Below are 24,461 nucleotides of genomic sequence, written 5' to 3' on the forward strand. Positions count from 1 at the left end.
CGGCAAAGCCGTCCTTGTTTGCGCAAGGGCGGCTTTTTGCGTTCCAGAAGCAATGATAATACCGTGCAATCTCCGTTATACTACAGCGCAACTGACCCGGAGGGGGTCGAGTCACCAAGGATGCCTGGAGGAAGACAAATGGCGCGAAGAAGGGTGGTGGTAACAGGCTTGGGCCTGGTGACCCCAGTGGGTAACACCGTTGATGAGACGTGGGCGAACATCGTAGCGGGTAAAAGCGGTATCGCGCCTCTCGAACACTTCGACACAACGGGCTTCAATACGCGCTTTGGCGGCTCGGTAAAGAACTTCGACATCGGCGACTATCTCAATCCCAAAGATGCGCGCAAGATGGATCTCTTCATTCAGTACGGTATGGCCGCCGGTGCGCAGGCGATCACTGACTCTGGCATCGTCTGCGACGAAGAGAACGCCTCGCGCATTGGCGTTGCGATCGGCTCGGGTATCGGTGGGTTGCCGATGATCGAGCAGAATCACGGCGCGTTGATCAAAAGCGGCCCACGCCGGGTATCGCCCTTTTTCGTACCCGGATCGATCATCAACATGATCTCCGGCAACATCGCCATCCAGCATGGCTTCAAAGGGCCGAACATCGCTATCGCCACCGCGTGTACCACCGGTACGCACAATATCGGCTATAGCGCCCGTACCATTGCCTACGGTGATGCCGACGTGATGGTCTGCGGCGGTGCCGAAATGGCAACCACGCCGTTGGGTCTTGGCGGCTTTTCTGCCGCGCGCGCGCTGTCGACGCGCAACGACGACCCCCAGGCGGCGAGCCGACCGTGGGATCGCGACCGCGACGGTTTCGTGCTCTCCGATGGCGCAGGCGTTCTGGTCCTCGAAGAGTACGAGCACGCCAAGGCGCGCGGGGCGACCATCTACGCCGAGCTTTCGGGCTTTGGTATGAGCGACGATGCTTACCACATGACCGCGCCGCCGGAAGATGGCAGCGGCGCAGCGCTCTCCATGAGCAATGCCATTAAAGATGCCAAGATCGATCCGAGCGCGGTGCACTATATCAACGCTCACGGTACCTCGACCGCGGCGGGCGATCTGGCCGAAAGCCGCGCCGTAGAGAAGGTAATGGGTGATGCAGCGCGCAGCGTAGCGGTCAGCTCCACCAAGTCGATGATCGGTCACCTGCTCGGGGCTGCCGGTGCCGTAGAAGCGGTCTTCAGCGTGCTTGCGATTCGCGATCAGGTAGCGCCGCCGACCATTAACCTGGATAACCCCCAGGAAGGCTGTCATCTCGACTACGTACCGCACACCGCGCGCGACATGCGTATCGACGTGGCGCTATCCAACTCCTTCGGTTTTGGTGGCACCAACGGCTCTCTGATTTTCACCCGGGTGTAACGCTTCATGCTGGCGTCCGTGCCGCAGGACGACCGCGGTCTCGCCTATGGCGATGGCCTGTTCGAGACCGTTTTGCTCCATCACGGGCGCCCTGTGCTCTGGTCCTATCATTGCGCGCGCCTGTTCGAGGGCGCCCGGCGCTTGACCATTCCCGCGCCCAGCCAAAACGATATCGATCGTCAACTGGCAGGGAAGGTGACAAGCGAGTGGGAGGTGCTCAAACTGACGCTCACCCGCGGCAGCGGCGGTCGCGGTTATCTCCCTCCTGCTACCCCCACGCCACGGCTTTTGACTCAGCGCACGGCGTTCACTCCGGCGCAAGCGCGGTGGCAAGACGGGTGCCGCGTGCGGCTCTGTTCACTGCGCCTTGGGCATCAGCCGCTGTTAGCCGGAATCAAGCATTTGAACCGGCTGGAGAACGTGCTGGCGCGCCAGGAGTGGACGGACGCCGGGATCGCCGAGGGTATCCTCGCCGATACCCACGGCAGCGTCATCGAGGCTACCTGCATGAACCTCTTTTGGGCCGAGGGGGATGCCTGGTATACGCCACCGCTCGAGGCCTGTGGCGTGGCCGGTACGCTGCGTGCGGCGCTGCTCGATGCCGGCGCCATACGCCCACGCACGCTTATGCTCGAGGCCTTGCCTCGGGTGAGCGCGCTGTGGCTGGGTAACTCGGTGCAGGGCGTTTGGCAGGTCACCGAGCTTGTCTCGTCCTCCCATCAGGTGTTGGCCCAATGGCCACGTTTGAGCGTTGATGCCTTCCAGGCGCTGGGCCATCGCCTTTTGGGGTATGCTGCGCCCTGACCTCTCTTTGGCTGAGTCGATCTATCATGTTCAAACGTTTACTTATCGCGCTGCTCATCTTGTGTTTGTTGGGCGCCACGGCGGCCATCGGCGGCTACGCCTATTGGCAGCAGCGTCTCAATGCGTCACTCGCGCTCGACGAGCCGCTGCTCTATCAGGTCCGCCCGGGTATGGGGTTTCATCAAGTGGTTAGCGAGCTCGATGAGCAGGGCGTAATCGGCGGTGCCTGGCCGTATCGCCTGCTAGCGCGCTGGTCGCCAGAGCAGATGCCGCGTCTGCGGGTAGGGGAGTACCGCCTCGAGCCCGAAATGAGCGGGCTCGAGATGATGGCGCTTTTGGGCAGCGACAAGGTAGTGACCTACCCCCTGACCGTGCCGGAAGGCTGGACGTTTCGCCAGATGCGTGCGCTGCTTGACGCGGCACCCAAACTCGAGCACCGCACCCAAGACATGAGCGATGATGAGATCATGGCGCTGCTCGGGCGCGAAGGCGAACATCCCGAAGGCTGGTTCTTTCCCGACACCTACCGTTACCACCTCGGCATGAGCGACGTCGATCTGCTGCGTCAGTCGGCTGACCGCATGACGCGAATACTCGATGAGGTGTGGAGCTCGCGCGCCGATGATCTGCCTCTGGAGACCCCTTATGAGGCGCTGATCATGGCGTCTCTGATCGAGCGTGAAACCGGTGCGCCCGAAGAGCGGCGTGAGATTGCTGGGGTGTTCAAGCGCCGTCTCGAACGCGGCATGCGGCTGCAAACCGACCCGACCGTAATCTACGGCATGGGCGAGCGCTATGCTGGGCGTATCACCTACGCTGATCTGCGCGAAGCCACGCCCTACAACACCTACGTCATCGACGGCATGCCGCCGACGCCCATCGCCATGCCGGGTCGGGCGTCGCTTGAGGCCGCCGTCAATCCGCTGCCGGGCGAGACGCTCTATTTCGTCTCCAAAGGCGATGGCACGCACCACTTTTCGACCACATTGCGTGAGCACAACAATGCGGTCAATCGCTATATTCGCAACCGGGCGCCCTAGGGGCGTCGCATCGGTTGGTTTCATTCACTTCATCAAAGGAACGGCATGCGCATGCGAGGACGCTTCATCACCCTGGAAGGGGGCGAAGCGGTCGGTAAATCGACCAACGTGGGATTTGTCGTTAGCTGGCTCGAAGCTCAGGGTATCGAGGTGGTGAAGACCCGCGAGCCGGGCGGTACGCCGCGCGCCGAAGCCATTCGCACGCTACTGCTCGACCCCGACCCGCGTGAGGCACTGGACGTGGATGCCGAACTGCTCTTGGTCTTTGCCGCTCGCGCACAGCATCTGGCAAAGGTTATTCGTCCGGCACTCGAGAGCGGAAAGTGGGTAGTGTGCGACCGCTTTACCGACGCTACCTTCGCCTACCAAGGCGGCGGCCGGGGGATCGACTGGCAGCGTATCAGCGAGCTCGAGCGCTTCGTTCAGCGCGGGCTAACCCCCGATTTGACGCTGCTGCTCGATATGGCCCCTGAGGCCGCACGCGAACGCTTGGCTTCACGGCTGATGGCGCGCAACGAGCGCCTCGACCGCTTCGAGCAGGAGCAGGCGGCGTTTTTTGCCGATGTGCGCCGGGGCTACCTCACCCGCGCTCACGAAGCGCCCGAGCGCTTCGCCATCGTCGATGCCACGCCGTCGCTCGATGTCGTTCAGGCGCGTTTGGCCGCGGTGCTGGCCGAGCGGGTGGGATCATGGCGCTAATTCGCGAACCTCTGCCCTGGCATGCGGGAATATGGCGCCAACTGATAGCCATGGATGAGCGTGGGCGAATGCCCCACGCGCTGCTCTTTAGCGGCCCGCATGGGCTCGGCAAGCAGCAACTGGCCGACGCTTTGGTCGCGCGCACGCTCTGCGCCAACCCTGGGCTCACTGCCTGCGGCGAGTGCCATAGCTGTTCGATGCTGGCGGCAGGCTATCACCCGGATCTCATCCGCGTGGCGCCCGAAGAGAATAAACGTCAAATCCGTATCGACGCCATTCGTGAGGTCAACCGGGCGGTGTCGCAGACGGCGCAGCAGGGCGGCTATCGAGTGATCGTCATCTCGCCCGCCGAGGCGATGAATGTGGCTGCCGCCAATGCGCTGCTCAAGAGTTTGGAAGAGCCGGGTGAGAAGACGCTGTTCATTCTGCTCGCCGACGTACCTTCGCGGGTACTGCCCACCATTCGCTCGCGCTGCCAACACTGGTCGCTGGCCAAGGTACCTTTCGACGTCTGCGAGCAGTGGCTTAGCGAAGCGCTGGGGCAAGAGGAGGACGCGTACTTTTGGTGGCGGGTATCCGGTGGGCTGCCTCAACTCGCGGTGACGCTAGCCACGCCCGAAGAGCGCGCGCTGCGTCACCGTATTCACGACGCCTTCGAGCAGCTGGTGCGCGGCGCCGAGCCGGTCTCAGAGGCGGCGCGCCTGGATCGCCAAGCGATCGACGCCATCCTATGGTACGGTATCGGCTGGCTGGAGGATCTGATTCGCTTCGGTCTGTCGGGCAACCGTGAGGCGCTGCACAATCCCGACCTTGAACCGCTCTATCGCCAAGCGGTCAAGAATGCCCGGGTGCAGGACTGGTTCAAACTGCTCGACTACGCCCGCGAGCAGCGCAGGCTCTTGAGCATGGGGACCAACCCCAATCCCCAACTGATTCTCGAGGCGTGGTTGGTCCGCTGGTCGGCGCTGTTGCGCTCCTAGCGGGTAGTCGAGGAGGGATAGACATGACGACATCGGTCACACTGGCATTGACCCTGGGCGACGTCGATTCGCTCCAGGCAGCCTATGTCGACCTTTTCGAGCGCGGCGGGCTTTTCGTGGCAACGCAGACGTTTTATCCGCTGGGCCAAGCGGTAAGCCTCTCTCTGCGCTTACCTGGCGATGCGTCGCCAAGCGTCGTGGCGACCCGGGTAGCCTGGGTAACGCCGCCCGCGCCCCTGGAAGGAGCGGTTCCGGGCGTGGGATTGCATTTCGATGCCACCGCGACGGGCGTGCGCGACCGTATCGAACGGCTCTTGGCTGGGCGTTTGGCCGCTGAAGGGCGCGCACCGTAGGCGTGATGGCTCGGCCTTCATCGACCTCGTTTTATACTTTTTCGTGCCTCTTAGCGCCTCCGGCGTTTTTGAGTGCGCGCAAGCCAAAGGGTTAGCATGTTCATCGATTCGCACTGCCATCTCGATCGCCTCTCAGACAAGACCCATGGCGGTGATCTCTCCCAAACCCTCGCGGCGGCGCGCGAGGCCAACGTCAGTCAGTTTTTGGCCGTGGCGGTCAACCTCGACGACATGCCACGCCTTGCCGGGATCGCCCGCGAGCACGACGACGTGGTGATCTCGGCGGGGCTGCATCCGCTGCACACACCCGCCGTCGAGCCCGATGTCGACGCCATCAAGGAGGCCGCCGAGCGCTTCGAGGTCGTCGCCATTGGTGAAACGGGGCTCGACTATCACTACGCCGAGAGCGTGCCCGTCGCGGTACAGCAGGAGCGCTTCAAGCGCCATCTGATCGCCGCTACCGAGCTCGAACTGCCGGTCATCGTGCATACCCGCGAAGCCCAGGCGGATACCTTGGCGCTGCTGCGCGCGCATACTCTTCCCGAGATCGGCGGCGTACTCCACTGCTTTACCGAAGATTTGGCCATGGCGCGTGAAGCCGTGCGCTTAGGCTTTTATATTTCGCTCTCAGGCATTATTACCTTCGCCAGTGCGGCGTTGCTGCGCGAGCTTGCGCGGGTCATTCCGCTGGATCGCCTACTGATCGAAACCGATAGCCCGTACCTCGCGCCAGTGCCGCACCGTGGTAAGCCCAACGAGCCGGCCTTCGTCGTCGAGGTCGCCGAGTGCATTGCTCGCGAGCGCGGCATCAGCGTCGATGAAGTCGCCATGCAGACCAGCGCCAACTTCTACCGTCTGTTTCGCGGTGCCGCCCCGGCTGCTTCTGCCGAGGTGCGCCGCTCGCTGAGCGACGCGGGATTGATCTAAGCACACTATCACCCCGAAGACTCGGCAGGAGGGAGCATGAACATCGAACAGCTGTTGCGCTTTCGCCATACCCAGGCGGCGCGGATTCCGCCGGTGGATCGCTGGTCACCAGCGCTTTGTGGGGATATGCCGCTCACCATTCGTGCCGACGGCAGCTGGGTACACGAAGGGCGCGTCATCGAGCGCGAGCGTCTGGTGCAGTTGCTGACCTCGCTGCTGCGCCAGGACGACGTAGGCACCTGTTTGGTCACCCCCGTGGAGCGCTGGCGTATCACGGTGGAGGATTTGCCGCTGCGGGTGATACTCGCCGAGTGGTGCGACGACGCCTGGTGGCTAACCACCGACGATGGCGATCGCTTTCGCCTCGACGCCGAGCATCCGCTATCGACCTCGACGCTGCCGAGCGGCGATGTGGCGCCCCAGGTGTCGGTGCGCTTTGGGTTGCACGCGCGGGTAGTGCGCTCGGTCTACTACCAGTGGGCCGAGGCGGCAACGAGCGTGGAGGTCGCACCGGGCGAATGGGAACTGCGCCTCAAGAGCGCCGGTAGTATGCATCTGCTTGGGCGCTGGCACGATGATTGTGTCGGCAGCGAGGCGCCGTGAAGTTTACCTTTGAACAGCAGGCGGTCATCGCTCACCCATGCGGCCATGCGCGCGTCATGGCGGTGGCCGGGGCGGGTAAGACCACCACCATGGCCGCGCGCGTTCTGCATTTGCTTACCCAGGGCGTGTCGCCCAAACGCATGCTGGTGCTGATGTTCAATCGCTCAGCCAAAGATGATTTTCAGCGCCGTTTGGCGAGTATGGCAGGTGAGGGCCAAGCTCTGCCTGATGTACGCACCTTTCACTCGCTAGGCCATCGCTTGACCCAAAGCCTGTGCCGCTGGGGGGCGCTGGCGCCACGGCGTCTGCTCTCATCAGATTGGCAACTCGAAAGGCTCTTGCGCCAAGCCAGCCTCAACGTGTTGAGCAGTGCTGCCGAGCGTCGTGATGCGGCTCTCGATGGCGACCGCTTGGAGGCGCTGGCGCACTTTTGCGGCCTGGTGAAGGCCGAGCTCGCCGCGCCTGAGGCGCTCTTCGAAACGCTCAACCTCGATCCCGACACCGACTATTTTCCCGCCGCCTTTGCCGAGGCCGAGCGCCTCATGGCTGCCGAAGGCGTGATGACCTATGCTGATCTGCTCTATCGCCCGGTACGTGCGCTCGAACAGGAGGCGGCGCTGCGCCAGCGTGTGGCGGGCTTTCTCGACCACGTCATCGTCGATGAGTACCAGGACATCAATGCCGCCCAGCAGCGTTTGCTGGCAATTCTCGCCGCTCCCAGCGCCGCGGTCATGGCCGTGGGCGATGCCAATCAGTGCATCTACGAGTGGCGCGGGGCGCGCCCCGATACCCTACTCGACGACTTCACTGCGACCTTTGGGCACGCCAGCGACTATCCGCTATCGACCACCTTTCGCCATGGTCATGCCCTGGCGCTTACCGCCAACCACGCCATATTCGCCAACCAGCGCCGACCCGATCAGCTCTGCGTGGCTTTGGATGGCAACCGCGATACTCGCATCGATCTGGGGCAGGGGAGTCGAGCGTTGCTCGATGCTCTAATGGACTGGCAGGCCCAAGGGCGTCGGCTGGATGAAAGTTGCCTGCTGGTGCGCAGCTGGGCGCTCTCGGTGCCGTTTCAACTGGCGCTTCTTCAAGCGGGGATTCCCTTCCGGCTACAGCGCGAGGATCGCTTCGTCTTCCGCTTGCCTCTGGTGCAGGCGCTGGCGGGCTTCTTAAAGCTCGCGCGCCAGCCTGCGCTGCTGCACGATCCGAATCACGTGCTCTTGCTGCTGTCTCAACCGACCTCTTTCGTCGCCCGTGAGCGCCTGCAGCGCTTGGCTCATCAGCTGGCCGCGACCCAAGCGTGGCCGGAAAGAGACGACAGCGTACTGCGCGAACTTAAACCCCTACAACGGCGGACGCTCAAAAAGCGCTGGACGCTGCTATGCGATCTCCCTGCACTCGGCGCCTGGCCCCCGGGGCGGCTCCTGGCTCACGTCGTCGATACCATCGAGGCCGAGAAGGTGCTCAAGCGCGCCGCTACCCGGCGCGACAAGGGTGAAGAGGACGTGCGCCTACTCGACGTGCTGCTCGAACAGGCCGAAAGCGTGGCCGATCCCGATGCCTTTATCGAACTGCTCGAACGCCCCGTGGAGAACCAGGCCGGTGGCGTACTCATCAGCACGGTACACGGTGCCAAGGGGCTCGAGTGGCCGCTGGTAATGGTCGCAGGATGCAACGAAGAGGACTTCCCTCACTATAGCCGCGACAACCCCTTGAGCGATGAGCGCCTGGAGGAGGAGCGACGGCTGTTCTACGTGGCCATCACCCGCGCTGAGGAGCGTCTGCTGCTATTGCACGATGCGGGCGCGCACCGGCCGAGCCGTTTTCTCAGCGAGTGCGCCTGGGGTGACGGCATGCGCGTGGCTGCACGCCTAAAGGGAGGCGAAACGGGCAGCGATAAGGCGAATGCGCCGCTTAGCGTGGCGCGCCCGGCGCTCGTTCAGCGCTATCTCGCCCAGACCGGACACGAGGGCATCGCGCTCGCTGCGCCTCAGGTACAGGAAACATCGGGCAGCTACATGGCAGGCGCGCGTTTTCAGCCCGGCCAGCGCCTGCTGCATAGCGTATTTGGTGAGGGCGAGGTGGCAGCGGTCGAAGGCAACCCCGATGATCCGGTCATCGATGTGCGCTTTGCCCAGGCAGGGCGGCGACGGCTCATTGCCCGCCGCGCGCCCATCCAGGTGATCGAGCCCGCCTCCTGAGTCAAGCAGGTGCCCGTTCAAACCCAATTCCAGCCCAAGCGAGCCCAATACAGGTACTACATATTGGGATAGTTGGGCCCGCCGCCGCCTTCTGGAGCCACCCAGGTGATATTTTGGGCCGGGTCCTTGATGTCACAGGTCTTGCAGTGCACGCAGTTCTGGAAATTGATTTGAAAGCGTGGTTCGCCGTTGCTCTCTTCGACGACTTCATAGACCCCGGCCGGGCAGTAGCGCTGGGCGGGTTCGGCGTAGGTGGGTAGGTTGTCGCGAATCGGCACCGCCGGGTCGTCGAGCTTCAAATGACAGGGCTGATCCTCTTCGTGGTTGGTGTTGGAGAGAAACACCGACGAGAGCTTGTCGAAGGAGAGTTTGCCGTCGGGTTTGGGGTAGTCGATCTTGGTGAAATTGGCAGCCGGTTTCAGCGCCGCGTAGTCGGGCGTGGTGTCGTGTACCTTGGGTAGCTTGCCGCCCAAAAGTTGATCGACGAAGTTGTAGGCACCGCCGCCCACCGTGCCGTACTTGTGTATAGCAGGGCCGAAGCTCGCACTCTCCTTGAGCTCCTGATAGGCCCAGCTCGCTTGCCAGCGGGTGGTGAAGTCGTTGAGCTCGGTGCCGCCTTCGCTACCTTCCTTGAGCGCGGCGAAAACGCTTTCAGCCGCGACCAACCCCGATTTCATGGCGGTGTGAATGCCCTTGATCTTGGCGAAGTTGAGCGTGCCCGCGTCACAGCCGATCAAGAGTCCACCGGCAAAGGTCATCTTGGGCAGGCTATTGAGGCCGCCCTTGGTGATTGCCCGGGCGCCGTAGGCCACACGGGAGCCGCCTTCGAGGTACTGGCGCAGTACCGGATGGTGCTTCATGCGCTGGAATTCGTCGAAAGGGGAGAGCCAGGGGTTCTTATACCCAAGATCCAGAATCAGCCCGACCACGACCTGCTGATTCTCGGCGTGATAGAGAAACCAGCCGCCGTGGGCATCACCGGTGAGCGGCCAGCCCGAGCCGTGCAGGATCAGCCCCGGTTGATGCTGTTCGGCGGGAACGTCCCACAGCTCTTTCAAGCCGATACCGTAGTGCTGGGGATCGCTTTCGGCATCGAGGTCGAAGCGGCGAATCAACCGCTTGCCCAGATGGCCGCGCGACCCTTCGGCGAACAGGGTGTACTTGGCGCGAAGCTCCATGCCGGGCATGAAGCCATCTTTGGGCGTGCCGTCGGCGGCCACTCCCATGTCACCGATGAGAATGCCGCGAACGACGCCGTCCTCGATGATCACGTCTTGGGCTGCAAAGCCCGGGAAGACCTCCACGCCCAGCCCTTCGGCCTGCTCGGCGAGCCAACGGCACAAATTGCCAGCGCTGATGACGTAGCGGGTTAGCTCGCCGCCGGTATTGTGCATGCTCTTGGGCACCAGGGCATTGGGTAGCTTCTGGGCCTTTTCAGCGTCTTTGAGCAGGTAGACGTCGTCACGGGTGGCGGGCGTGGTCAGCGGCGCGCCACGCTCCTGCCAGTCGGGAAACAGCTCGTTCAAGGCGCGCGGCTCGAAAACGGCGCCCGAGAGGATGTGCGCCCCGACCTCGGAGCCTTTTTCCACCACGCACACCGTCAGCTCCTGACCGGCCTCGTTGGCTTGCTGCATCAGTCGGCAGGCGGCAGATAGGCCCGATGGCCCCGCGCCGACGATGACGACATCGACCTCCATCACATCGCGTTCGATAGGTTCCACCTGGTGATCTCCTTATTCTCTCTCATTGCGTTTCTTATAAGTACACGGCCTTGATTTAAAACGGTCGTTTGCTTCTGGTTGGCTTCCATGATAGGCATAATACCTGCCTTAGGTCATCACTACGATGGCCCTGGGCCGTGATGGTGCGCCTAGGCTTGCCCCCATGAGGTTGCCGAGTTAGCGTCAGTGAATAGGAGTGAACGCCCCTAGAGGCGGCATACGAGGTGTGAGGCGGCGCGGGTATCGACGCCGTAACGTGAGGGGCCCATCTGCGGGCTACCCTAGCGGTTAGCGCCTTTTCAAGAGTCCAGTCAAGAGTCTAGCGAGGAAGTTATGAAAGTACTCGTCGCGGTCAAACGCGTCATCGACTATAACGTCAAGATTCGGGTCAAGCCGGATCACTCCGATGTCGACCTCACCAACGTCAAGATGGCGATGAACCCCTTCTGCGAGATTGCCGTGGAAGAGGCCGTACGCCTAAAAGAGAAGGGCGTGGCAAGCGAGGTCGTCGCTGTCACCGTGGGTCCCAAAGCTGCGCAAGAGCAGTTGCGCACGGCACTGGCCCTTGGGGCCGACCGTGCCATCCACGTCGAAACCGACGAGCGCGTGGACTCCCTGGGCGCTGCCAAGGCGCTGGCCAAGCTCGTCGAGAGCGAAGCGCCGGGACTGGTGATTCTGGGTAAGCAAGCGATCGACTCCGACAACAACCAGACCGGCCAGATGCTTGCCGCGCTGGCCAACCTTCCTCAGGGCACTTTCGCCTCCGAAGTGGTGGTCGAGGGCGGTCAGGTCAAGGTCACCCGTGAGATCGACGGCGGCCTGCAGACCGTATCACTGAGTCTTCCGGCGGTGATCACCAGCGACCTGCGCTTGAACGAGCCACGCTATGCCAAGCTTCCCGATATCATGAAGGCGAAGAAGAAGCCACTGGAGGTCAAGACGCCCGATGAGCTCGGCGTAAGCCTCGCCTCCAAGGTGCGCCTGCTCAAGGTCGAGCCACCGGCCGAGCGCCAGGGCGGCGTCAAGGTCGCCTCGGTGGACGAGCTGATCGATAAACTCAAGAACGAAGCCAAGGTGATCGCATGAGCATACTGGTACTCGCTGACCTCGTGGAGAATCAACTGGCGGGCACTACCGCCCATGTCGTGGCGGCTGCTCAGCAGATCGGTGGCGATGTCGATGTGCTGGTCGTTGGTGAAGGCGTACAGGCCGCTGCCGAAGCGGCCGCGCGCCTGGATGGCGTCAAGCGCGTGCGCGTTGCCGATAACGGCGTCTACGCGCATCAGCTCGCCGAGCCGCTGGGCGCGCTTCTGGCCGAACTTGCCGGTGAGTACAGCCACGTGCTGGCAGCGGCCTCCACTACCGGTAAGAACGTACTGCCGCGGTTGGCGGCGCTCAAGGACGTCAATCAGCTCTCCGACATCATCAGCGTCGAGAGTGCCGATACCTTCAAGCGGCCGATCTATGCGGGTAACGCCATCGCAACGGTGCAAAGCGAAGATGCGCTCAAGGTGATCACTGTGCGCCCCAGCGCCTTCGATGCCGTGGTCGAAAGCGGCAGCGCGCCCATCGAGGCGATCGATGTGGTGGTCGATAACGCTCAGTCGCGCTTCGTTGATGAAGTGCTTGCGACCTCTGACCGCCCCGAACTCGGCGGCGCCCGGGTGATCATCTCCGGCGGTCGGGGCATGGGCAACGGCGACAACTTCAAGCTGCTCGATGGCATCGCCGACAAGCTCAACGCCGCCATTGGCGCCTCGCGCGCGGCGGTGGATGCAGGCTTCGTACCCAACGACATGCAGGTCGGTCAGACCGGTAAGATCGTCGCGCCTGATCTCTACATCGCCGTGGGTATCTCTGGTGCGATCCAGCACTTGGCGGGGATGAAGGACTCCAAGGTGATCGTGGCGATCAACAAGGACGAAGAGGCGCCGATCTTCCAGGTCGCGGATTTCGGTCTGGTGGGCGATCTGTTCGAGGTTCTGCCCGAGCTCGAAAGCAAGCTTTGAGCCGGGTTTTCCTGTCTTAAATGCTTGATCCTCAAGCCGACTTCGCCGTAAGTCGGCTTTTTTGTCGGCCTGGGATTAGGTAAACTTCCATTACTTGACTAAAGTACTGGGTGAATGAGGTGGGCCTTCCCGGTCGAGGGAGCGCGCACCGTTAGTGAGCAAGCCCTCTACTGGGTGGGTTGAAGTCGCGCTTTGCTGTCCCCACCTAGAGAGGTACACGCAATGAGAGCCACTCAAGGAGATGATGAAATGGCACATACGCTTCCCGAACTGCCGTACGCTTATGACGCCCTGGAACCCCATGTCGATGCCATGACCATGGAGATCCACCACTCGCGTCACCACAACACCTACGTCACCAACCTCAACGGCGCGCTGGAAGGTACCGGTCTGGAAGACCTCCCGGTCGAAGAGCTGGTGGCCAATCTTGATCGCGTACCCGAAGCCAAACGTCAGGCCGTGATCAACAACGGCGGCGGTCATGCCAACCACTCCATGTTCTGGCAGATGCTTGCGCCCAACGGCGGTGGTAAGCCTCAGGGTGACGTTGCCAAGGCCATTGACGCCGAGCTTGGCGGTTTCGATACCTTCAAAGAAGAGTTCAAGAAAGCCGCCGTTGGCCGTTTCGGTAGCGGCTGGGCATGGCTCTCCCTCACGCCCGAGAAGAAGCTCGTGGTTGAGAACACTCTTAACCAGGACAGCCCCCTGATGCACGGCAACACGCCGCTGCTGGGTCTCGACGTATGGGAGCACGCTTACTACCTGAAGTATCAGAATAAGCGTCCCGACTACATCGAAGCCTTCTTCAACGTGATCAATTGGGAAGACGTCGAGCGTCGCTATCAGGCGGCCATCGCCTAAGGCCCCCATGGCGCTTTAGCGCCTGTATGACGTGATCAGGAACCCGGCCCAGTGCCGGGTTCTTTTATTTTTTCTCCTTTCTCTTTCTTTTTCCCTTTCTCGCTTTTCTCCTTTTATGCGTCCCCCTGCGCTCGATCCCATCGTGTCGTCCTGGCTGCCTTTCCTCGAGGATTACGTTCTAGCATGGGCGAAATATTTCTTACCCTCGGCAGTGGGGTGGATAAGTTTTTGGGCCTCCCCATTCGTGCTTTAAAAAAGGGTTTTATTCGTTCGATTCGGCGGCTTAGATTCGCTTTTTTGATGCCTTTGGAAAGCTCGGCCCCAAGGCTAGGCTGGGTATGGTTTGTCAATAAGCTGTGGATGAAAAAATTACTACATATGCTTGAATTGATTTTGCGATGACCTATATATAGTATTCGTGGGGTCTTTCGAAGGGGGTGAGCACTAGATGTGCTCTAGCCTAAAAATGCCGCTATGAGAAGGAAAAAATAGCCATGGATATCCAGATCTACAGCAAGCCTGCCTGCGTGCAGTGCACCGCCACCTACCGGGCGCTGGATAAGCAGGGTCTCTCTTACACCGTCATCGATATTACCGAGAAAAGCGGTGCCCAGGAGGAGGTAGAAGCATTGGGCTATCGCCAACTGCCTGTCGTGGTCGTCGGCGAAGATCACTGGTCTGGGTTCCGTCCTGATCGCATTCAGGCGCTGGCGTAATCACCATGTGGGCACGACAGGCGCAGACGTCGGCGGTAGGAGGACTAGTCTACTTCTCCACCAAGTCTGGCAATACGCACCGCTTCGTTGAAAGGCTGGGTCTCCCAGCTCAGCGGATCCCGCTGCATCGAGACGCGCCCACGCTCTATATCGAGCAACCATTTATCCTGATCACACCCACCTATGGCGGCGGTAGTGCCAAAGGTGCGGTGCCTTCGCAGGTCATTCGATTTTTGAATGTCGAGGCCAATCGGCGCCACTTGCGGGGAGTCATTGCAGCGGGCAATACCAATTTCGGGGAAGCTTACGGCCTGGCCGGGCGCATCATCGCAACGAAATGCGACGTTCCGCTGCTGTATCGTTTTGAACTGTTTGGCACCGACGACGACGTGGCCAAGGTTCGTAAGGGAGTAGAAGCGTTTTGGAAACGACAAAACTAGCTGAAAAGCGGCCCGCTGGCGGGGCCAAAGAGACTCGGACGCTGGATTACCATGCGCTGAATGCGATGCTGAACCTCTATGGTCCCAATGGCGAGCTCCAGCTCGGCAAGGACCGTGAGGCGGCACGCCAATATTTCCTGCAGCACGTGAACCAGAACACCGTCTTTTTCCACTCGCTGGAAGAGAAGCTCGACTATCTGGTGGAAGAGGGCTACTACGAGAGCGACGTGCTGGATCAGTACAGCTTCGCCTTCGTCAAGTCGCTGTTCGAACAGGCGTACGCTTACAAATTCCGCTTCCCGAGCTTCTTGGGTGCCTTCAAGTACTACACCAGCTATACGCTGAAGACCTTCGACGGCAAGCGCTACCTCGAACGCTACGAAGATCGCGTTTGCATGGTGGCCCTGACCCTCGCGCGCGGTGACGAGCAGCTTGCCAAGGCGCTCGTCGACGAGATCATTAGCGGCCGTTTCCAGCCCGCCACGCCCACCTTCCTCAACTGCGGCAAGCAGCAGCGCGGCGAGTTGGTCTCGTGCTTCTTGCTGCGCATCGAGGACAACATGGAGTCCATCGGGCGGGCGATCAACTCGGCGCTGCAGCTCTCCAAGCGTGGCGGTGGTGTGGCCTTCCTGCTTAGTAACGTGCGTGAGTCTGGGGCACCGATCAAGCGCATCGAGAACCAGTCATCGGGCATTATCCCGATAATGAAGCTGCTCGAAGACGCCTTCTCCTACGCCAACCAGTTGGGCGCGCGTCAGGGTGCCGGTGCGGTCTACCTCAACGCTCACCACCCGGACATCCTGCGTTTTCTCGATACCAAGCGCGAGAACGCCGACGAGAAGATCCGCATCAAGACGCTGTCGCTGGGCGTCACGATCCCCGACATTACCTTCGATCTCGCCAAGCGCAACGAGGACATGTACCTGTTCTCACCTTACGACGTCGAGCGCGTCTATGGGGTGCCCTTCGGCGACATTAGCGTCACCGAGAAGTACCACGAGATGGTCGCCGATGCGCGTATCCGCAAGTCGAAGATCAACGCTCGGGCCTTCTTCCAGACCTTAGCCGAGCTGCAGTTCGAGTCTGGCTATCCTTACGTGATGTTCGAAGACACCGTCAACCGTGCCAACCCGATCGACGGTCGTATCAATATGTCCAACCTCTGCTCGGAGATCCTGCAGGTCAACACGCCTACCGAGTACGATGCCGATCTGGGCTATCGCCATATCGGTCAGGATATCTCCTGCAACCTCGGTTCGATGAACATCGCCAAGGTAATGGACGCCGCCGATCTCGGTACCAGCGTGGATATCGCCATTCGCGGTCTCACCGCCGTCTCCGAGATGAGCAATCTTGAAAGCGTGCCCTCGATCGCCGAAGGTAACGCCAAGTCGCGCGCCATCGGCCTTGGTCAGATGAACCTGCATGGTTACCTCGCACGCGAGCGGATTTTCTACGGCTCCGAAGAGGGCGTGGACTTCACCAATATCTACTTCTACTGCATCGCCTACCATGCGCTGCGCGCCTCCAACCGGTTGGCGAAAGAGAAGGGCGCTACCTTCGACGGCTTTGCGACGTCGCAGTACGCCAGCGGTGAGTTCTTCGACAAGTACACCGAGCAGGCGTGGCAGCCAGCGACCGACAAAGTGCGCGAGATCTTCGAGCGTTCGGCGATTGCCGTGCCGACCCAGGATGACTGGCGCGACTTGAAGGCTGAGGTGATGGCGCACGGCCTGTATAACCGTAACCTGCAGGCCGTACCGCCGACCGGTTCGATCTCCTATATCAACCACTCGACCTCGAGCATCCACCCGGTGGCGGCCAAGATCGAGATTCGTAAGGAAGGCAAGCTGGGGCGCGTCTATTACCCCGCGCCGTTTCTCTGCGACGAGAACTTCGAGTACTTCCAGGACGCCTACGAAATCGGCCCCGAGAAGATCATCGATACCTACGCTGCGGCCACCCAGCACGTCGATCAGGGGCTGTCGCTGACGCTGTTCTTCCCCGATACCGCGACCACGCGCGATATCAACAAAGCGCAGATCTACGCCTGGCGTAAGGGCATCAAGACCCTTTACTACATTCGCCTGCGTCAGAGCGCGTTGGAAGGCACCGAAGTGCAGGGCTGCGTCTCCTGTACGCTGTAAGCCCGGCTTGACACGATACCCCTGAGACAATACTTACGACCACCCACCCCGGCACCTTGCCGGGGTGGGTGTGGATGGATAGCGCAGGAAGAAACCCATGACCCCGATCAAACGCCTGTCGCGCATCGACGCGATCAACTGGAACCGCATTCAGGACGACAAAGACCTCGAAGTGTGGAACCGCCTGACCAGCAACTTTTGGTTGCCGGAAAAGGTGCCGCTCTCCAACGACATTCCCTCCTGGAATACGCTGACCCAGCAGGAGAAGACCCTGACCATTCGTGTCTTCACCGGGCTTACCCTGCTCGACACGATTCAGAGCAGCGTCGGCGCACCAGTACTCATGGAGAACGCGCGTACGCCCCACGAAGAGGCGGTCTATACCAATATCGCCTTCATGGAGTCGGTCCACGCGCGCTCCTATAGCTCGATCTTCTCGACGCTGTGCACCACGCGCGACGTCGACGATGCCTTCCGCTGGAGCGAAGAGAACCCGACGCTGCAGAAAAAGGCCGAACTCGTACTCGAGCGTTACCGCTCCGATGACCCTCTGATGCGCCAAGTCGCCAGCGTCTTTCTGGAGTCGTTTCTGTTCTACTCGGGCTTCTACCTGCCGATGCACTGGTCGAGCCACGCTAAGCTGACCAATACGGCCGATTTGATCCGCTTGATCATTCGCGACGAAGCGGTTCACGGCTACTACATCGGCTACAAGTTCCAGCTGGCGCTCAACGAAGCCACGCCCGAGCGCCGCCAAGCGGTCAAGGATTACGCCTACGAGCTGCTGCTCGAACTCTACGACAACGAAGTCAAGTACACCGAGTCGCTCTACGACGAGGTGGGGCTTACCGAAGACGTCAAGAAATTCCTGCACTACAACGCCAACAAGGCGCTGATGAACCTTGGCTTCGAACCACTGTTCCCGAGCAGCGTCACCGACGTCGACCCGACCATCATGGCGGCTCTGTCGCCAAGCGCCGACGAGAACCACGACTTCTTCTCCGGCTCCGGCTCCTCCTACGTCATCGGCAAGGCGGTAGCCACGGAAGACGACGACTGGGCGTTCTAAGTCGTCGCTAACACCTCGACTCTCAAGATCAAAGCGAGTGCCTACGGGCCTCGCTTTTTTTATTGCCGTCAACAAATGGCCACGTCAGGAATGGGCTAAGAATAGAGCGATAAAATCGAGTAATGCTAATGATAAATATTGTCATTTCTTGTGTAAGTGGTAGGCTATTGGCCGACTAAAGTCGTGGCGGCTGGCGCTAGAAAAACAAGCGCTGGTGGCGCGGCGATTTCCTATGGCTGATAAGCCCCCAGGCGAGGCGAAAACGATGGCCTCCCGCAGTGACGGAGACTCGATGTGTTGAACAGGTCACTTTTAGCCACGCGGCGCTGGTGCTTGGCCGGCGTGCTGGTGAGTGGTTCGCTCATGGCCAGCGAAGAGACGACCGAGCAGGCCACCCAGGGCGTCGATGCGCAGCAGGCCCAGGCAGCGCTACAGACGCAAATCGATGCGGCCGATGAGCAGACGCGCGAAGCGCTGGAAGAGCTGCGCCGGTTGGAGCGTGAAACGCGGCGGCTGGACGCAGCGAGCGCTGCGCTCACCGGGCAGCTTGCCGAAGAAGCCGAGCGCCAACAGCGGCTGGCCACGGCGCTGGATACGCTGGAAGAGACCCGCGCCGACCTGCCGCGCATCGAAGAGGATATGCAGACCCAGCTACGTGCCTGGATCGAGAGCGACCTGCCGTTCTTACAAGGCGAGCGGCTGGGACGCGTACTCACAACCAACGAGACGGCCAGCAGCGCCGAGCGCATCGCCCAGCTGCTGGATGCGTGGCGCCTGGAGCTCGATTACGGCCGCAAGGTCGATACCTGGCGTGGACGCCTGTTCCCGAGCGACGGTGAAGCGCGTGAAGTGAGCTACCTGCGCCTGGGCCGGATCGGTTTCTACTATCTCACCCCCGACGGTCGCGAAGGCGGTGTCTGGGACAAGGCCAGCGCCGAATGGCAGCCGCTCGACGAAGCCGCTCGCCGCCAGGTGCGCGATGGTCTGCGTATGGCCGACGATCAACGCGCGCCGGACCTCTTGACCCTTCCTCTCTCGATTACGGTAAGCGATGCGCAGGAGGTGTCTCCGTGAAGCCGGTAGCCAAGAAATACATGCTGGTGGGCGCGCTGGCGCTGATCACGTCGGGGGCGCTGAGCCAAACGGTGCTAGCCCAAGAGAGTTTGCGCGAGGCGCGCGAAGCCGCCGAGCAGCGCGATCAGGCCCGTTTGCTTGAGCTGGTCAACGACCAGGAAGCGCTGACGGCAGCGCTTGATGAGGCCGAGGCCGATCACGCCCGCGCCGAAGAGACGTTCGCCGCGCTGCAGGAGCAGCAGGCCGAACAAATGGAAGTGGCGAGCGAGCTCTCGTCGCGTCAAAGCGAACAAGATGCTTCTCTTGCCGACCTGCTGGCCGACTTGTCGCGCCACAGCGCCGAGATTCGTAACGCTCTGGGTGAAGATAGCTGGTTGACCCTCGATCCGGAGGCGCTGCCTCCGCGCCTGGAGCAGGCCGAGGTGCTCGAACGTGGTCAGCTCGAAACGGTGGTCGATACCCTGGCGCGGCTAACTGCCCAAACCGGCGAAGCGTTGCGCTTAGAGCGTGACGTAGCCGAAGCCAATGGCGAAATCGAGCGTGAGACACTGGTGCGCCTGGGCGACTTTGCTGCTTTTACCGACTCGGCGCTGCTGACTCGGCGTGACGGCGGCGAACTTGCCGTGCTGCCGCGCACGCCGCGTGAAATCGAGCGCCTGCTGGGTGATTTCGTTAGCGGTGAAAGCCGGGTAATGGCCATCGACCCCACTCAGGGCACCGTTATTGCCGCCTTGGGTCAACGCCCCAGTCTCATCGAGCGCTTCCACCAAGGCGGCTATGTCGGCTATGTAATCGTCGCCCTCGGTGTCATTGGGCTGCTCGTGGCGTTGGCACAGTATCTCTACCTCGTGGGTGTCAGCGGTCGCGTCAAACGCCAAAGCCGCAGCGGTGCCGCCCTGCGTGACAACAACCCCTTGGGCCGCGTGCTGCTGCGCTTTGAGGGTCTCGACAAGCACCAGTCGCCCGAGGCGCTTGAGGCGCGCATGGACGAAGCCGTGCTTGCCGAACTGCCCAAGCTCGAGCGTGGCCAGCCGCTGGTCAAGCTGACCGCCGCCATTGCGCCACTACTGGGTCTTTTGGGCACCGTGACGGGGATGATCGTGACCTTCCAGGCGATCACCGTCTTCGGTACTGGCGACCCGCAGCTGATGGCCGGCGGTATCAGTCAAGCGCTGGTCACCACCGTGCTCGGTCTGATCACGGCGGTGCCGCTGCTGTTTGCGCAAACGGCGCTTGCCAGCCGCAGCCGCTATCTCACTCAGGTCATCGAAGGGCAGGCTAGCGCCACGCTCGCCGACCACCTGGAATCACAATCGGCGCAACTGGCACCCACGGCAGGTTGATATGTTCACCTATCCACTCTGGCTCGAACCGGTAGAGCGCCTGATCGAAGCGGGTGGGGCGGTACTGGTGATGCTGGCGGTCGTTGCCGTGGTGGTGTTTGCCATGGCCTTCGAACGCTGGTGGTACTACCGCCTTATCTGGCGGCGGGGACGGCGCCAATTGATCCAGCGCTGGGCTGCGCGCGACGACCACCGCAGCTGGAGCGCCCGAACGCTGCGCCAGGTTTGGACCGACGAGCTCGTGGGACGGCTGCGTGGTCCTTTGCCCTGGCTCAAATTCTTCGTCGCACTCTGCCCCTTGCTTGGGCTTTTGGGCACGGTGACCGGCATGATCGCGGTCTTCGATAGCCTGACCATGAGCGACACGCACCAAGCCCGCGCGATGGCCGATGGCGTTGCCCGCGCCACCTTGCCGACCCTGGCCGGCATGGCCATCGCCGTCGTGGGACTTCTATTCATTAGCCGCCTCGAGCACGTCATCCGCCGCGAAGATCAGCGGCTGCATGATCGCTTGGCTCGGGCGCTGGAGGAAAACGATGCGTAGACGCCATTCGAGCGACAGCGCTGCCGATAGCAATGAAGTCAACCTGACGCCGATGCTCGACGTCGTCTTCATCATGCTGATCTTCTTCATCGTCACGACCAGCTTCATTAAGGAGAGCGGCGTCGAGATCGACCGGCCCGAATCGAGCGGCGCCTCGCCGCGCCCCGATGCCCAGGTGCTGGTGGCGATCACGCCCGAAGGCGCCGTGTGGGTCGATGGCCGTCCGGTCGACGCTCACCGCGTAGGCGATGAAGTGGCCAGCATGGTTAGCGACGACGGTTCGGTCGTGATCCAGGCTGACCGCGCCTCCACCACGGGTTTGCTGGTCGAAGTCATGGATCGGCTGCGCGAGGCGGGGGTTGACCAAGTCGCAGTGGCGGCGAGTCGAGGCGCCCAGTGATGCGCCATTTCGTCTCCCTACTGGGCGGCTTGGCGCTGGCCATTGGCCTATTTCTGTTTCTCGCCTTGCTGGTGACGCCACCCGAGCGCAACGTCGAAGAGATCGACATGACCATGACGATGACCATGGTCGAAGCGCCCGAGGTGGCCGAGACGCCCGAAGTGGCTGCCCCGGCGCCAACGGAGGCAGCGCCACCGCCGCCGCCTCCCATGGTCATGCCCGAGCCGCCGCCGGTCGCCGACAGCGCAATCACCATCCCCGACGTCGAGGTGCCGGATGTGCCACTCGACCCCGTCGAGATGGAGACCACGCTGCCCGAGTTGACCGAGGCGACGCCACCGCCCGAGCCGCCGCCGGAGCCGCGCCCGGACCCCACGCCGCAGCCGGAGCCCACGCCCCAGCCAACGGCAGAGCCGACGCGGCCAACCACGGCCCCATCGAGCCAGGTCGCCGCGCAGTCGGCCGCGCCGCCAGCGCCGCCTTCCAACGAGCCGGTGAACGTAGGGCAGGCAACGCCGACCAATCGCACCGATCCGGTCTATCCATCGCGGGCGCAGCGACGCGGGCTCGAAGGCTATGTCGAAGTGGCGTTCGTGATTCGGCGTGACGGCAGCGTGGATGGCAGCACCATTCAGGTGACGCGCGCTCAGCCGAGCCGGGTCTTCGAAGATGCCGCCCGTGAGGCGATCGCACGCTGGCAGTTCCCACCTAGCGATCATCTGCGTCGTGCCACCCAGCGTATCGAATTCCAGTTGAGGTAACGCCATGCGCACACTGCATAAACTCGCCTGGACCCTTGGCGTGGCGCTATGGTCGGCAGGTGTCGCGGCCAATCAGCCGCTACCGGGAGGGATCATCAGCGATCTCAATGCGCTCGAGGCGCAGCTCGGCGACGGTGAGCTCGACGCCGTGGCAAGCCGCGCTGGTGCTCAGGCAAGCCGATTGGCAGGCGGCAATGCCGCCGACCGCTGGGCAAGCGCTCTCTATCGCCAGCTCGAAGCCAATGCGCTGGCCCAGCAGGAGGCCTTCATTCCCGCCGCCGAGAGCCTACGTCAGGCACGCCAGATCAGCGGTGTCGACAGTGCCACTGCGCAGCGCTGGCTGCGCGAAGAGGTATCGCTGCGGCGAGCCGGTGGCGAGATGGATACCGCCATTGAGCTTCTGAGCCAGTGGCTCGAAGGGCGCGATAACGAACGCGACTTGTGGCGCTTGACCGGTTGGCTGGCCCACGAGCAGCGCTGGGAAGAGGCCGCCGAGTGGCTCGGGCGCGCCACGGCCGTAACGAGTTCGCTTGATGATCGCCAGCGCAGTTTGGCGCTTGCGATTTACCGCAACGCCGATCTTACCGACGAGGCGCTGGCATGGCTGCTCGATGGTCTGCGCAGCGATAGCGATGCCAACATGTGGCGCCAGGCTGCAGGCTTGGCCCAGCAGGTTGGCCGCCCCGATGTGGCCGCCGGGCTTTGGGAAACCGCCTGGCAGCTGGGCATCTTCGACGCCATGGATGACTTCTGGACACTGGTGCAGCTGCATCTAGCCGGTGGTACGCCCGCCCGCGCCGCCGAACACCTCGAGCGTGCCCTTGCCGAAGGCCGTTTGGTGCGTGAGCCAATGACGCTGCGCAAGTTGGCCGAGGCGTGGCAGCAGGCCAAGGACATCGATCACACCCTGGCTGCCTGGGAGGCGCTGGCCATGCTCACTCAGGCCGCTGACGATTGGCGCGCTTTGGGCCAACTGGCCTATGCCTGGGGACGTGAGAGCGTGGCCGAAAGTGCCTGGGAAAAAGCCAGTGAGCTCGGCGACGTTCAGGCCGACCAGTGGCTGGCCGGCCTGACGAGCGAAGAGTAGCCGAAAGGTCATTAAGAACGTCGTTGAGAACGTCGTTGGACAAGCGGCCGAGAGGGTTGAGTGCGACGCGCTGAATGTTAGAGCTTAACCCCAGGTTCAGGCGTCGCGCAGCACGACGTCGAAGTCACTCCAGGTCGGCGCGTGGTCGGAGGGGCGCTCCATGCCGCGCAGGTCGTAGTCGATGTCGGCGCCGGTGACCCGTTCGCCCAATGCGTTCGATACCAGGATGTAGTCGATACGCAGGCCGCGCTTGGGCTCGCGCTCGAAGGCCTTGGAGCGGTAGTCGAACCAGCTGAAGTGGTCGCTGCGCTCCGGGTGGCAGAGGCGGTAGCTATCGCTCAATCCCCACGCCATGACCTTACCCAGCCACTCGCGTTCGATGGGCTGGAAGCTGGTTTTGCCCTCGCGCAGCCAGCGCTTGCGATTGGCCTCGCCGATGCCGATATCGCGATCTTCCGGAGAAATATTGAAATCACCCATCACCGCCAAGCGCTCGTCGCTTTTGTGCTGGCCCTCCAGTAGCGCCATGAGTTGGGCATAGAAGCGCTTCTTGTGTGGGAACTTAGTGGGGTGGGTGATGTTTTCGCCCTGGGGGAAGTAGCCGTTCCAGACGGTGACGAAGCTGCCGTCTTCGCAGGCGAGCCGCGCGCCGATCATGCGCCGCTGGGCATCGGCTTCGTCATCCGGGTAGCCATAGAAGACCTCGGCGGGGCGCTGGCGGCAGAGTAGGGCCACGCCGTAGTGTCCCTTCTGGCCAAAGTGGTAGACGTGATAGCCTAGGGCCTCGACCTCGGCCAAGGGAAACTCGCTGTCTTGGACCTTGATCTCCTGCAGGCCGATGACATCGGGATCGAGCCGCTCGATGAGCGCTTGGAGCTGATGCAGGCGCGCGCGAATGCCGTTGATGTTGAACGAAACCAGGCGCATCAGCGTTGCTCCTCGTCGCTTTGGGTCAAGTGGCGCTCGGTGGTGGCGGCACTCTGCTGTTGGCGTTCGAGTTTGCGCGCCGCCTGAAGCTTGCGCTGCTGCTGTTTTTTGGCAACGAAACGGCGTGAGGGAGCGACCTCATCGGGGTTCTCGTGGCGCCATTTGCGGTAATCCTTGCGTCGGCCAGTGCGAATGGTCACCTTGTCGGCCAGCGAGCGGGTCTTTTTTCTACGCGTCATGTCGCGCTCCTTCCACTATCGAATGGAGCGCATTGTAGCAGGCTCGCGCCCGGCTTCGACAGCAAGGCGCGCTCTTGGCTGCAACCCCTGGTACAATGCGCCCTTGGTCTTGCCTGAGTAGGGCCACTTTTCC

At 62.1% G+C, this 24,461-nt stretch carries 25 protein-coding genes; 22 read left to right on the plus strand and 3 right to left on the minus strand.

Annotated elements, in window-relative coordinates:
- Nucleotides 1-138 precede the first annotated feature (138 nt).
- From fabF to LLY24_RS18300, 9 genes are all read left to right on the plus strand, one after another.
- Nucleotides 139-1,377, plus strand: coding sequence for a beta-ketoacyl-ACP synthase II (fabF, locus tag LLY24_RS12200; protein WP_259036570.1), 1,239 nt, complete (start codon nt 139-141; stop codon nt 1,375-1,377).
- A gap of 6 nt (nt 1,378-1,383) precedes the next feature.
- The gene (gene pabC / locus LLY24_RS12205) at nt 1,384-2,181 is read left to right on the plus strand and encodes an aminodeoxychorismate lyase (RefSeq protein WP_259036571.1); all 798 of its coding nucleotides are present in this window, start codon (nt 1,384-1,386) and stop codon (nt 2,179-2,181) included.
- A 26-nt stretch (nt 2,182-2,207) separates the two neighbouring features.
- Entirely contained in the window at nt 2,208-3,221 is a 1,014-nt protein-coding gene (gene mltG / locus LLY24_RS12210) for an endolytic transglycosylase MltG (protein ID WP_259036572.1), read from the plus strand.
- Between the two features lie 45 nt (nt 3,222-3,266).
- Nucleotides 3,267-3,920: a dTMP kinase gene (gene tmk, locus LLY24_RS12215; RefSeq protein ID WP_259036573.1), complete on the plus strand. Its 654-nt coding sequence runs from the start codon at nt 3,267-3,269 to the stop codon at nt 3,918-3,920.
- The gene (locus LLY24_RS12220) at nt 3,911-4,900 is read left to right on the plus strand and encodes a DNA polymerase III subunit delta' (protein WP_259036574.1); all 990 of its coding nucleotides are present in this window, start codon (nt 3,911-3,913) and stop codon (nt 4,898-4,900) included. The genes tmk and LLY24_RS12220 overlap by 10 nt, the downstream gene beginning before the upstream one ends.
- A 23-nt stretch (nt 4,901-4,923) precedes the next feature.
- Nucleotides 4,924-5,253 carry a PilZ domain-containing protein gene (locus LLY24_RS12225; RefSeq protein WP_259036575.1) on the plus strand — a complete coding sequence of 110 codons (330 nt, stop codon included), beginning with the start codon at nt 4,924-4,926 and terminating at the stop codon, nt 5,251-5,253.
- 96 nt (nt 5,254-5,349) lie between these two features.
- Complete coding sequence (locus LLY24_RS12230; RefSeq protein WP_259036576.1) at nt 5,350-6,180, plus strand: TatD family hydrolase; 831 nt, start codon at nt 5,350-5,352, stop codon at nt 6,178-6,180.
- Between the two features lie 36 nt (nt 6,181-6,216).
- On the plus strand, nt 6,217-6,783 hold the full coding sequence (locus LLY24_RS12235) for a DUF1285 domain-containing protein (protein WP_259036577.1): 567 nt from the start codon (nt 6,217-6,219) through the stop codon (nt 6,781-6,783).
- Nucleotides 6,780-8,990, plus strand: a complete 2,211-nt coding sequence (locus LLY24_RS18300; protein ID WP_259036578.1) for an ATP-dependent helicase — start codon at nt 6,780-6,782, stop codon at nt 8,988-8,990. Before LLY24_RS12235 ends, LLY24_RS18300 begins: the two co-directional genes overlap by 4 nt.
- A gap of 56 nt (nt 8,991-9,046) precedes the next feature.
- Here the strand turns inward: LLY24_RS18300 and LLY24_RS12245 are convergent, their stop codons facing one another.
- On the minus strand, nt 9,047-10,711 hold the full coding sequence (locus tag LLY24_RS12245) for an electron transfer flavoprotein-ubiquinone oxidoreductase (protein WP_259036579.1): 1,665 nt from the start codon (nt 10,709-10,711) through the stop codon (nt 9,047-9,049).
- Nucleotides 10,712-11,044: 333 nt separating this feature from the next.
- Between LLY24_RS12245 and LLY24_RS12250 the strand changes: the two genes are divergently transcribed.
- From LLY24_RS12250 to LLY24_RS12310, 13 genes are all read left to right on the plus strand, one after another.
- Nucleotides 11,045-11,797: an electron transfer flavoprotein subunit beta/FixA family protein gene (locus tag LLY24_RS12250; protein WP_259036580.1), complete on the plus strand. Its 753-nt coding sequence runs from the start codon at nt 11,045-11,047 to the stop codon at nt 11,795-11,797.
- Nucleotides 11,794-12,720 carry an electron transfer flavoprotein subunit alpha/FixB family protein gene (locus LLY24_RS12255; RefSeq protein ID WP_259036581.1) on the plus strand — a complete coding sequence of 309 codons (927 nt, stop codon included), beginning with the start codon at nt 11,794-11,796 and terminating at the stop codon, nt 12,718-12,720. The genes LLY24_RS12250 and LLY24_RS12255 overlap by 4 nt, the downstream gene beginning before the upstream one ends.
- Nucleotides 12,721-12,969: 249 nt before the next feature.
- Nucleotides 12,970-13,581 carry a superoxide dismutase gene (locus LLY24_RS12260; protein ID WP_259036582.1) on the plus strand — a complete coding sequence of 204 codons (612 nt, stop codon included), beginning with the start codon at nt 12,970-12,972 and terminating at the stop codon, nt 13,579-13,581.
- Between the two features lie 494 nt (nt 13,582-14,075).
- Nucleotides 14,076-14,297, plus strand: coding sequence for a glutaredoxin-like protein NrdH (gene nrdH, locus LLY24_RS12265; RefSeq protein ID WP_259036583.1), 222 nt, complete (start codon nt 14,076-14,078; stop codon nt 14,295-14,297).
- Nucleotides 14,298-14,302: 5 nt separating this feature from the next.
- On the plus strand, nt 14,303-14,737 hold the full coding sequence (gene nrdI / locus LLY24_RS12270) for a class Ib ribonucleoside-diphosphate reductase assembly flavoprotein NrdI (RefSeq protein ID WP_259036584.1): 435 nt from the start codon (nt 14,303-14,305) through the stop codon (nt 14,735-14,737).
- Nucleotides 14,719-16,884 (plus strand): class 1b ribonucleoside-diphosphate reductase subunit alpha, encoded by a 2,166-nt coding sequence (nrdE, locus tag LLY24_RS12275; RefSeq protein WP_259036585.1) that lies wholly within the window; start codon nt 14,719-14,721, stop codon nt 16,882-16,884. The genes nrdI and nrdE overlap by 19 nt, the downstream gene beginning before the upstream one ends.
- A gap of 97 nt (nt 16,885-16,981) precedes the next feature.
- On the plus strand, nt 16,982-17,953 hold the full coding sequence (nrdF, locus tag LLY24_RS12280; RefSeq protein WP_259036586.1) for a class 1b ribonucleoside-diphosphate reductase subunit beta: 972 nt from the start codon (nt 16,982-16,984) through the stop codon (nt 17,951-17,953).
- 294 nt (nt 17,954-18,247) lie between these two features.
- The gene (locus LLY24_RS12285; protein ID WP_259036587.1) at nt 18,248-19,027 is read left to right on the plus strand and encodes a DUF3450 domain-containing protein; all 780 of its coding nucleotides are present in this window, start codon (nt 18,248-18,250) and stop codon (nt 19,025-19,027) included.
- Between the two features lie 20 nt (nt 19,028-19,047).
- Nucleotides 19,048-20,370 carry a MotA/TolQ/ExbB proton channel family protein gene (locus tag LLY24_RS12290; RefSeq protein WP_267135332.1) on the plus strand — a complete coding sequence of 441 codons (1,323 nt, stop codon included), beginning with the start codon at nt 19,048-19,050 and terminating at the stop codon, nt 20,368-20,370.
- Between the two features lies 1 nt (nt 20,371).
- Nucleotides 20,372-20,914, plus strand: a complete 543-nt coding sequence (locus tag LLY24_RS12295; protein ID WP_259036589.1) for a MotA/TolQ/ExbB proton channel family protein — start codon at nt 20,372-20,374, stop codon at nt 20,912-20,914.
- Nucleotides 20,907-21,314: an ExbD/TolR family protein gene (locus tag LLY24_RS12300; RefSeq protein WP_259036590.1), complete on the plus strand. Its 408-nt coding sequence runs from the start codon at nt 20,907-20,909 to the stop codon at nt 21,312-21,314. Before LLY24_RS12295 ends, LLY24_RS12300 begins: the two co-directional genes overlap by 8 nt.
- The gene (locus LLY24_RS12305) at nt 21,311-22,075 is read left to right on the plus strand and encodes an energy transducer TonB (RefSeq protein ID WP_259036591.1); all 765 of its coding nucleotides are present in this window, start codon (nt 21,311-21,313) and stop codon (nt 22,073-22,075) included. The genes LLY24_RS12300 and LLY24_RS12305 overlap by 4 nt, the downstream gene beginning before the upstream one ends.
- A 4-nt stretch (nt 22,076-22,079) precedes the next feature.
- Entirely contained in the window at nt 22,080-23,162 is a 1,083-nt protein-coding gene (locus LLY24_RS12310) for a tetratricopeptide repeat protein (RefSeq protein ID WP_259036592.1), read from the plus strand.
- Nucleotides 23,163-23,258: 96 nt separating this feature from the next.
- Here the strand turns inward: LLY24_RS12310 and xthA are convergent, their stop codons facing one another.
- Nucleotides 23,259-24,089, minus strand: coding sequence for an exodeoxyribonuclease III (xthA, locus tag LLY24_RS12315; protein ID WP_259036593.1), 831 nt, complete (start codon nt 24,087-24,089; stop codon nt 23,259-23,261).
- A complete protein-coding gene (locus LLY24_RS12320) occupies nt 24,089-24,328 on the minus strand; it encodes a hypothetical protein (protein WP_259036594.1) in 240 nt (79 codons plus the stop codon). The genes xthA and LLY24_RS12320 overlap by 1 nt, the downstream gene beginning before the upstream one ends.
- Nucleotides 24,329-24,461: the final 133 nt, after the last annotated feature.

Origin of the sequence: Halomonas dongshanensis (assembly GCF_024790395.1) — a bacterium.
Classification (GTDB): Bacteria; Pseudomonadota; Gammaproteobacteria; order Pseudomonadales; family Halomonadaceae; genus Vreelandella; species Vreelandella dongshanensis.

What these genes read in the sequence shown, in the direction of transcription:
- fabF (WP_259036570.1), top strand. Translation starts at nt 139, where the DNA reads ATGGCGCGAAGAAGGGTGGTGGTAACAGGCTTGGGCCTGGTGACCCCA.
- pabC (WP_259036571.1), top strand. Translation starts at nt 1,384, where the DNA reads ATGCTGGCGTCCGTGCCGCAGGACGACCGCGGTCTCGCCTATGGCGAT.
- mltG (WP_259036572.1), top strand. Translation starts at nt 2,208, where the DNA reads ATGTTCAAACGTTTACTTATCGCGCTGCTCATCTTGTGTTTGTTGGGC.
- tmk (WP_259036573.1), top strand. Translation starts at nt 3,267, where the DNA reads ATGCGCATGCGAGGACGCTTCATCACCCTGGAAGGGGGCGAAGCGGTC.
- LLY24_RS12220 (WP_259036574.1), top strand. Translation starts at nt 3,911, where the DNA reads ATGGCGCTAATTCGCGAACCTCTGCCCTGGCATGCGGGAATATGGCGC.
- LLY24_RS12225 (WP_259036575.1), top strand. Translation starts at nt 4,924, where the DNA reads ATGACGACATCGGTCACACTGGCATTGACCCTGGGCGACGTCGATTCG.
- LLY24_RS12230 (WP_259036576.1), top strand. Translation starts at nt 5,350, where the DNA reads ATGTTCATCGATTCGCACTGCCATCTCGATCGCCTCTCAGACAAGACC.
- LLY24_RS12235 (WP_259036577.1), top strand. Translation starts at nt 6,217, where the DNA reads ATGAACATCGAACAGCTGTTGCGCTTTCGCCATACCCAGGCGGCGCGG.
- LLY24_RS12250 (WP_259036580.1), top strand. Translation starts at nt 11,045, where the DNA reads ATGAAAGTACTCGTCGCGGTCAAACGCGTCATCGACTATAACGTCAAG.
- LLY24_RS12255 (WP_259036581.1), top strand. Translation starts at nt 11,794, where the DNA reads ATGAGCATACTGGTACTCGCTGACCTCGTGGAGAATCAACTGGCGGGC.
- LLY24_RS12260 (WP_259036582.1), top strand. Translation starts at nt 12,970, where the DNA reads ATGGCACATACGCTTCCCGAACTGCCGTACGCTTATGACGCCCTGGAA.
- nrdH (WP_259036583.1), top strand. Translation starts at nt 14,076, where the DNA reads ATGGATATCCAGATCTACAGCAAGCCTGCCTGCGTGCAGTGCACCGCC.
- nrdI (WP_259036584.1), top strand. Translation starts at nt 14,303, where the DNA reads ATGTGGGCACGACAGGCGCAGACGTCGGCGGTAGGAGGACTAGTCTAC.
- nrdF (WP_259036586.1), top strand. Translation starts at nt 16,982, where the DNA reads ATGACCCCGATCAAACGCCTGTCGCGCATCGACGCGATCAACTGGAAC.
- LLY24_RS12290 (WP_267135332.1), top strand. Translation starts at nt 19,048, where the DNA reads ATGCTGGTGGGCGCGCTGGCGCTGATCACGTCGGGGGCGCTGAGCCAA.
- LLY24_RS12295 (WP_259036589.1), top strand. Translation starts at nt 20,372, where the DNA reads ATGTTCACCTATCCACTCTGGCTCGAACCGGTAGAGCGCCTGATCGAA.
- LLY24_RS12300 (WP_259036590.1), top strand. Translation starts at nt 20,907, where the DNA reads ATGCGTAGACGCCATTCGAGCGACAGCGCTGCCGATAGCAATGAAGTC.
- LLY24_RS12310 (WP_259036592.1), top strand. Translation starts at nt 22,080, where the DNA reads ATGCGCACACTGCATAAACTCGCCTGGACCCTTGGCGTGGCGCTATGG.
- xthA (WP_259036593.1), bottom strand. Translation starts at nt 24,089, where the DNA reads ATGCGCCTGGTTTCGTTCAACATCAACGGCATTCGCGCGCGCCTGCAT.
- LLY24_RS12320 (WP_259036594.1), bottom strand. Translation starts at nt 24,328, where the DNA reads ATGACGCGTAGAAAAAAGACCCGCTCGCTGGCCGACAAGGTGACCATT.